At 40.9% G+C, this 6,677-nt stretch carries 4 protein-coding genes; 3 read left to right on the top strand and 1 reads right to left on the bottom strand.

Translation table 11 applies throughout. From position 1 onward, the window contains the following. Positions 1 to 103 precede the first annotated feature (103 nt). Genes V7266_RS24795 through V7266_RS24785 form a run of 3 tightly spaced genes read left to right on the top strand, consistent with a single transcriptional unit; the run spans position 104 to position 6,388 of the window. On the top strand, positions 104 to 1,120 hold the full coding sequence (locus V7266_RS24795) for an SDR family NAD(P)-dependent oxidoreductase (protein WP_335471852.1): 1,017 nt from the start codon (positions 104 to 106) through the stop codon (positions 1,118 to 1,120). An 8-nt stretch (positions 1,121 to 1,128) separates the two neighbouring features. Next, entirely contained in the window at positions 1,129 to 4,080 is a 2,952-nt protein-coding gene (locus tag V7266_RS24790) for a family 78 glycoside hydrolase catalytic domain (protein WP_335471854.1), read from the top strand. A gap of 16 nt (positions 4,081 to 4,096) precedes the next feature. After that, the gene (locus V7266_RS24785; protein ID WP_420491499.1) at positions 4,097 to 6,388 is read left to right on the top strand and encodes a glycoside hydrolase family 3 C-terminal domain-containing protein; all 2,292 of its coding nucleotides are present in this window, start codon (positions 4,097 to 4,099) and stop codon (positions 6,386 to 6,388) included. A 91-nt stretch (positions 6,389 to 6,479) separates the two neighbouring features. Here the strand turns inward: V7266_RS24785 and V7266_RS24780 are convergent. Continuing rightward, a partial coding sequence (locus V7266_RS24780; protein ID WP_335471851.1) for an IS3 family transposase occupies positions 6,480 to 6,677 on the bottom strand: 198 nt, incomplete at its 5' end.

Genomic DNA, 6,677 nt, shown 5'->3' with positions numbered 1-6,677 from the left:
GGTTTATTCAATGAAATATAAATCAATCAGACCAAGTCATGGTAATTGGTCTGATAATTCAAATGGTATTTTACTAAATATATTTTGAAAGTAGGATGGTAACATGACAAAATCTTTAGAAGGAAAAGTCGCAATTGTAACTGGTTCTGGACAGGGGGTTGGTCGAGGAATTGCTCTTTTTATGGCACGTGAAGGTGCTAAGGTCATCACGAATAATCGAAAACCCAAAAGTCCCAATACCATTTCTGTAAACGAGACATTTCGTTCGCTAGGTGTAAAAGGTACTCCCGAGTTTAACGCGGAGGAAATGATAAAGATACTCAAACTTAGAGGCGATGCAGAAAGTACTGCACAGGAAATTATGATGGAAGGTGGAGAAGCAACTCCTTTCTATGGAGATGTTTCCGATTATGAAACCGCTGGCAAAATGGTCCAACTAGCCATTGAAAAATATGGTCGGATTGACATCGTTGTTAATAATGCGGCGGGGATGGGATTCGGTCCTTTTATAGAGATGAAAGAATCCGATTGGGATTATCAGACAGTTTCCAAGCTTAAGGGTGCTTACAATCTGATGTCCCATGCGATCCCCCATATGATAAAACAGGGTTTTGGGCGAATTCTCAATTGTGCCTCAGACGCATGGACAGGAATTGCCAACCTCAGTGCCTATAGTGCTGCAAATGCCGGCATAGTAGGACTTACCAAATCCACGGCAAAAGAACTTGACCGTTTTGGTATTACCGTAAACGCTTATTGCCCCCAGGCTGCTTCACCCGGTCACATGAGTTTCAAAGCAACTCTCAGAACGATGATGGAGGAAAATGGAATAAAGATGGATCCGAACGATAATCGTGTGGAAGAATCCGAGAAGGAACATGGTCCCGCGGAAAACGTTGCTCCTTTCTTAGCATATCTCTGCACAGAACAGGCCTCCTACGTAAACGGAGCGGTATTCACTGTTACTGGCGGTGGTCGAATTTCACTTTATTCTGATCCTAAAATTATCAAAGAAATTAAAAAGGCAGATGAGCCTTGGACTGTGAATGAATTGATCAGCCAGATACCTGAAACGCTGTTGAAAGATTATGTTTCTATAGGAAAGGACAGGGAATTTTAACTATGCAAATGAACGAATTGAAAATATATGATGTAACCTGTGAATATAGAAAAAATCCACTCGGTTTGGATGTGAAAAAACCTCGACTCAGCTGGAAAATTCATTCAGACCGCCGTGGAACGACTCAACTGGCTTATCAGCTCCAAGTTTCTTTAAAATTAGATTTTGAAACACCTTTATGGGATACAGGATATTTAGAGTCGGAGCAATCCCTTCACATTGTTTACGAAGGACCCGGGCTGAAATCCGGTACTAGATATTATTACCGTGTAAAGGTTTGGGACCATTTTGGCCGACAATCCAATTGGAGTGATATTGCTTGGTGGGAAACCGCCCTTTTTGAAAGGAGTGAGTGGAAGGCGGAGTGGATTACACCAAATCCACAGGAGCTAGATCCAGATTCAGAACCTGCCTTTCTGCTAAGGAAAGAATTTGATCTAAAAGATGGAATTGAATCAGCTCGTATCTATGTCACAGGTGTCGGACTATACGAGCTTTATTTAAATGGAATGCGAGTGGGAGAAGATTTACTTACACCAGGTTGGACAAGTTATAGTAAAAGAATTCAATATCAGACCTATGATGTAACATCCCTACTTACAAGCAGTTCAAATGCAATCGGAGCCATGTTAGCAGACGGCTGGTACAAAGGAGATCTCTCTTGGGATTGCACACGAAATAATTACGGCACAAAGCGAGGAATAATACTTCAATTGAAAATTCGATATGACGACGGAACAGAAGAGGTTATCGGAACGGATCAAACCTGGAAGACTTCCACAGGTCCGATTCTGTATTCCGAGCTATATCATGGAGAAACATATGATGCACGATTGGAACAAATGGTTTGGAGCAAACCTGGTTTCAATGATTCCAAATGGAAGGGTTCGGATCTTCTTGATCTTCCATTGGAGAATTTGGTTGCTCAGGAAAACAATCCTACACGAGTAACAGAAACAATTAAGCCGCAAGCAGTGTTAACTACACCAGCAGGCGATACCGTTTTAGATATGGGCCAAAATATGGTGGGTCGCATTCGATTTACCGTAAATGCTCCGGCAGGTACAAAAATCACATTAAAACATGCAGAAGTACTGGATAAGGACGGCAATATTTACTTTGGCAACCTTAGGGCGGCCAAGCAAACCGTCGAGTATATTACGAAGGGCAAAGGGATGGAGAGTTATGCACCCGCTTTCACCTTCCAAGGATTCCGTTATGTGAAAATTGAAGGGTATCCTGGCCAGGAAAACGGCTTGGATCTTGAACATTTTGTTGGCGAAGTCATTCATGCGGATATGATGCAAACAGGAAATTTTGAGAGCTCGAACCCCATGGTCAATCAACTGCAGCAGAATATTAATTGGGGACTGCGAGGCAACTTTGTGGATGTCCCGACCGATTGTCCACAGCGTGATGAGCGATTAGGTTGGACAGGGGATGCTCAGGTATTTATTCGTACAGCATTATTCAATTATAAAGGCGGCCCATTTTTCACCAAATGGCTCCGTGATTTAAAGGCAGACCAACTCCCGAATGGGGGAGTTCCTTCTGTGATCCCAAATGTGGTTGATGGTGATTCATCTGCTGCATGGGGAGATGCAGCTGTTATTTGTCCTTGGACGGTATACCTCATTTATGGTGATACTAGGATTCTCGAAGAACAATATTCTAGCATGCAAGCTTGGGTAGAATACATCCGTGCCCAAGGGGAAAATGAGGTTGCATGGAATACCGGCTTCCATTTCGGAGATTGGCTTGGGCTGGACTCCAAAGAAGGCAGTTATTTTGGTGCAACACCGGATGATCTGATCGCTACTGCTTTTTATGCCTACTCCACTCGGCTCTTACGTGACGCAGCAAAAGTTCTACAAAAAGGTGACGATGTAAAGCGGTATGATGAACTATTCAATCGGATAAAAAAACACTTTAACGATGAATTTATCACCCCGTTAGGAAGGCTAGCGGTGACCACACAAACTGCACATGTGCTTCCCCTCATGTTTGATCTTGTAGAGGGAAAAATAAGAGAGAGAATAGCTAATGACTTAAATCAGTTGGTTTTAGAAAATGACTATCATTTAACAACCGGATTTGTCGGTACACCTTATTTAAACCTCGTTCTTTCTAATAACGGCTATCATGAAACGGCTGTGAAGTTACTATTGCAAGAAACCTATCCATCATGGTTATATTCTGTTACCAAGGGGGCAACCACTATCTGGGAGCATTGGGATGGTATTAAAGAAGATGGATCATTCTGGAGTGATGATATGAATTCGTTCAATCATTACGCCTATGGGGCCATTGGAGACTGGATGTACCGAGTAGTGGCAGGGTTAGACATGGATGAGTCTGAGCCGGCTTATAAACGGATTCGTATTCAACCTAGGATAGGTGGTAAAGAACTAACTTATGCAAGTACCGCACATGAATCGATGTATGGACGTATTGTCTCTGCGTGGAATTTCAGACATGAGGAAGTAACCGTAGAAATAGAAATTCCAGTAAATACGACGGCACAGGTGATCTTGCCATTTGCAGAAAAAGGGGATGTCAAAGAAAACGGTATAGGCATAACAAAAGCGGATGGTATTTTTGATATTAACCAGACAGAGAAGGGTGTATCATTTGTTATAGGATCCGGTCAGTATCGTTTCACTTACAAGAATGAACGTGGGTTTAAGACTATTTATTCTGTAAATACTAGATTAATAGACCTGCTTGCACAGGAGGAAACAAAGAAAATTTTAGAAACATATGTACCCGGAATCTCTAATCCTCATGGGCAGCTAATCCGGTTAAAAGCCGAGCCTATTCAAAAGCTATTGTACCATCCGCTGTCGAAGTTAGCGGAAGATCGATTACATGCGCTTGTGGATGAGTTAAATGTACTTGAGAGAGAATTAGATACTGTTGGCCAACAAATGAAGAGTAGTAGATTGCGAATACAAGCATAGAAAGGTATCGTGTGTAATGAATCGGAAAATAAGCGACATAATCGGCAAAATGACACTGGAGGAAAAGGCTAGTTTATGTTCAGGACTTGAATTTTGGAGATTGCAAGGAATTGAACGATTGGGGATTCCATCCATTATGGTTACGGATGGCCCTCATGGACTCCGTAAACAAGAGGGCAGTTCGGACCATTTAGGAATCTATGACAGCGTGCCCGCAACATGCTTCCCATCTGCTGCTGGTATGGCTAGTTCCTGGAACAGGGAATTGATTCATAAAGTTGGAGTTGCCCTTGGTGAGGAGTGTCAGGCTGAAGATGTGGCGATTCTTCTTGGGCCAGGTGCAAACATTAAACGGTCTCCTCTTTGTGGAAGAAACTTTGAATATTTCTCTGAAGACCCATTTCTTTCATCAGAAATGGCGGCTAATCATATTAAGGGTGTTCAAAGTCAAGGAATAGGAACTTCTTTGAAACACTTTGCAGCTAATAACCAGGAATATCGTAGAATGACAACAGATGTTGTTATTGACGAAAGGACGCTGCGTGAAATTTATCTAGCAAGCTTTGAAGGCCCTGTTAAGGAGGCAAAACCTTGGACAGTGATGGCCGCTTACAACAAAGTAAATGGAGAATACGCTTCAGAGAATGAGTATTTATTAAAGGATATTTTAAAAGATGAATGGGGATTTGAAGGCATTGTTGTTTCGGATTGGGGAGCGGTAAACGAACGTGAAAAAGCGTTAAATAACGGACTAGAGCTTGAAATGCCGTCTAACAGTGTTGGTGATCAAAAAATTGTCAATGCTGTAAAGAGTGGTCAACTTCCAGAAGAAGAATTGGACAAAGCAGTTGAAAGATTGCTTAAGATTATCTTTAAAGCAGTTGATCATAAAAAAGATAATGCGACATACAGTCGTGAAGCCCATCATCATCTAGCTAGGGAAGTAGCTAGAGAAAGTATGGTCCTTTTAAAAAATGAAGACCAGATTCTTCCACTAAAAAGAGAGGGCACCATTGCGGTCATTGGAGAATTTGTCAAGAAACCTCGATTCCAGGGGGGAGGCAGCTCGCATATCGTCCCTACAAAACTGGAAAATATTTTGGATGAAATTGAATCTATTTCTGGGAATGCGAATGTAATCTATGCACAAGGTTATAACCTAGACGAAGACACAGTAAACGAAAAATTAATAAATGAGGCAAAAGAAGTAGCAGCAGGGGCATATACTGCCGTACTTTTTGTTGGCCTTCCTGAAAGCTATGAATCTGAGGGATATGATCGTGAGCATTTACGTCTACCTGAAAACCAAGTTCAATTAATAGAATCGATTGCAAAAGTCAATCAGAACATAGTAGTTGTATTAAGCAATGGTGCTCCTGTTATCATGCCTTGGATCAATCATGTTAAAGGATTACTTGAGGGCTATTTAGGTGGTCAGGCACTAGGAGGGGCAATCGCCGATTTGCTTTTTGGCGATGCAAATCCAAGCGGAAAATTAGCGGAAACTTTTCCACAGAAGTTAAGCGATAACCCATCATTTTTAAACTTTCCTGGTGATGGGGACAAAGTTGAATATAAAGAAGGTATTTTCGTTGGATACCGCTACTACGACAAAAAAGAAATTGAGCCGTTATTTCCATTTGGTTATGGATTAAGTTATACAAACTTTGAATATAGCAATCTTATTCTAGATAAAAAGGAACTAAAAGATACAGAAAAGGTAAGTGTAAGTCTAATCGTAAAAAATAGTGGCAGTGTACCGGGAAAAGAGATTGTTCAACTTTATGTAAAAGAAGTAGCAAGTACAGTGAGCAGGCCTGAAAAAGAGTTAAAAGGATTTGAAAAGGTTGAATTACAACCTGGAGAACAAAAAACGGTTACTTTTGTGTTAGGTAAACGCTCATTTGCTTACTATAACGTTCATTTGATGGATTGGCATGTCGAGACGGGAGAATTTGAAGTCTTAATCGGAAAGTCCTCGCGAGAAATTGCTTTATCTGAAAAGATCCAGGTTCAATCTTCTGTACTTGTTCAAAAGCCAGTTGATCGAAATACTACCCTTGGAGAAATATTCGCTAACCCTGTTTTATCAGAAATTGCCAAACAGTTTGTTGGCAAGTTGAGCCAAACTAGCGAGAAACAAAAAGCGTCTGCAAACAATGATGAAGCAAAAATGAATAACGCAATGATGGAAAGTGTACCTTTAAGAGCCATTGTGAATTATAGCCAGGGGAAATTTACGGAAGAAATGCTTGCAGGTATGATTCAGCTTTTAAATGATCAACAAGGAAAAGTGACAGTATTTTAAAATTTACTGCCCTCTTGAAGTAGTTAAATGCAAAACAGCACTGGGTTTATATGAACTGACCTATTAAAATGAGACAACGAAAAAGCACCGATTATGCTGCCTGTTCCCTAAACTCAATAGGGGACAGGTAGTTTAATTTTGCCTGAAGTCGTGTGTGATTATAATGATTGATGAATTTTTCAACTCTTTCGATTACAATAGAATTTGTAAGAAACTCTCTTCCTTGAGAGTAGAATTCTTCCGACTTTATAGTGGAGTGGAAGGATTCAATGACGGCATTATCCAAGCA

The sequence above is a fragment of the Neobacillus drentensis genome, from assembly GCF_036965645.1.
GTDB classification, from domain to species: Bacteria; Bacillota; Bacilli; order Bacillales; family Cytobacillaceae; genus Neobacillus; species Neobacillus drentensis_D.
Note: the sequence above shows the minus strand (reverse complement) of the source record. Positions and strands in the feature narration are given on the sequence as shown.